At 64.4% G+C, this 1,733-nt stretch carries 1 protein-coding gene; it reads right to left on the reverse strand.

The features are described from left to right. Positions 1-18: 18 nt before the first annotated feature. On the reverse strand, positions 19-1,404 hold the full coding sequence (locus ACL03I_RS39265) for an IS110 family RNA-guided transposase (RefSeq protein ID WP_412808635.1): 1,386 nt from the start codon (positions 1,402-1,404) through the stop codon (positions 19-21). Positions 1,405-1,733 lie beyond the last annotated feature (329 nt).

Below are 1,733 nucleotides of genomic sequence, written 5' to 3' on the forward strand. Positions count from 1 at the left end.
TTGAGTTCCTAACGGATGTCAACTCGGTGGAAGGCTAGTAGCCTTGGTTGTTGACGGGTCGGTCGGTGGAGCGCTACGCGACTCCTTGTGTCGTCGGCCCGTCCCCGCACTGGTGGTGCGGCGGGCGGCGCGGATGTCGGTGGGGACGGTGTATCGGTTAGCGACGATCTGACGGCCTTGTTCGGGTGTGAGCGGGCTGCCGTCGACGTCGCGGATGACGTAGTGCTCGCTGCGGCGCCAGCAGGCGGCGATGCGGGTGAGCAGGGTCGTGGAGAGATGGCAGACCGCGGAGTTGTGGTGTTTGCCGGTCTCGGTCATGAGCCGGTGGTATTTCGCCGCCAGCGAGGGATCGCTGCGCCGGGCCTGTTCGGCTGCCATGAACAGTGCTTCGCGCAGGCAGGCGTCTCCGGATTTCGTTGGCCCACCGTGTCTTCCGCTCAAGCCTGAGGAATCGAGCTTTGGCACCAGTCCACTGAAGGAACGGATCGCGGCCAGGGAATCGAAGCGGTTGGGGTCACCCAGACGTCCCAGGATCTGGGCTGCGAGAATCGGGCCGACCCCGGGCGCCGAGCAGACGATGCCGCCCGGGTCGGCCTTGTCCAGCAGTGCCGCGATACGGGTTTCGAGTTCCTTGATTTCGTCGGTGAGTTGCAAAGCCAGCCGGGCCTCGATCGCGATATCGTCGGCCAGCTCCGGGAAGTCCAGTCCATCGGCCCAGAGGTCGAGCGTTTCCCGGGCTGCGGCTATGAGCTGGTCGGCTTTCTCCTCGCGCCAGCTGCCACGAGAATGGCGGGTGAGGAATCGTGACAGCCGGGCCCGGCCCAACCGGATGACTACGTGCGGGTCGGCGTAATGCGCGAGGAACCGCAGTGGGGTCTTGTTGGCCAGGTCCGCGCCGAGTGCCGCGTGCCAGCCTGGTCCGAGGAGTTCGAGCAGCGCATCCAATCGCGCGAGGATGCTGGTGCGGCGTTTGACCAGGTTGGAGCGCAGTTTGACCGCTCTGCGCATCGTGTCGCCGGGCCCGAGCCCGGTCGCGGTGTGCATGCCCTCGGGATGCAGAAGTGGGATCCGGGCAAGAACTTTCGAGTCCAAGCGGTCGGACTTGGTGTGTTTGCAGTAGTAGTCGCGCAGATCGGCAGATTGTTCTGGCGGCACCAGAACCACGGTGGCGCCCTGGCGGCGGAACCAGGCCGCCAACGGAACCCAGGCGTTGCGCGTGGGCTCCATGATGATGGTGATCGAGGACGAATCCGCCCCGGTCGGCAGCATCGACCACAGTCGCTGCAGGTCGCTGGTGGTGGTGCGGAACTTACGACCTGACCATAGGAATTTGCCTTGCTCATCGGCCAGGCTGGCCTGGTGCGCTGCCCGACAGGCGACATCGATACCCAGCCGCAACTTCAACGATCCAACTCCCGTCTGCTCGACGATCTCTGTCCCATGTCCGGCGTGGGAAATTCCGTCGCGGGAGTCGATGCAATACCAGACATTCACCAACAGGGATCTCCGCATCACGCCTGCACAACGGCAGATGCCGAGTCGCCGGGTTCCTAACAGGACGCATCTCACCCGGCGATGGCCCTGCATGCCCCACGATCAACAGGCAAGGAGCACAACCCCACTCGGTCATTGAGCGGTAGCAAGCAGGCGCCGGAGCCTCGAATTCTCACCCAGCCGGCCGTGCCGGACGAGAGCTTCGAGACCATCACTGAGTTTGAATGTCGGTCTGGATC

It is taken from the genome of Nocardia sichangensis, assembly GCF_047200615.1.
Classification (GTDB): Bacteria; Actinomycetota; Actinomycetes; order Mycobacteriales; family Mycobacteriaceae; genus Nocardia; species Nocardia sichangensis.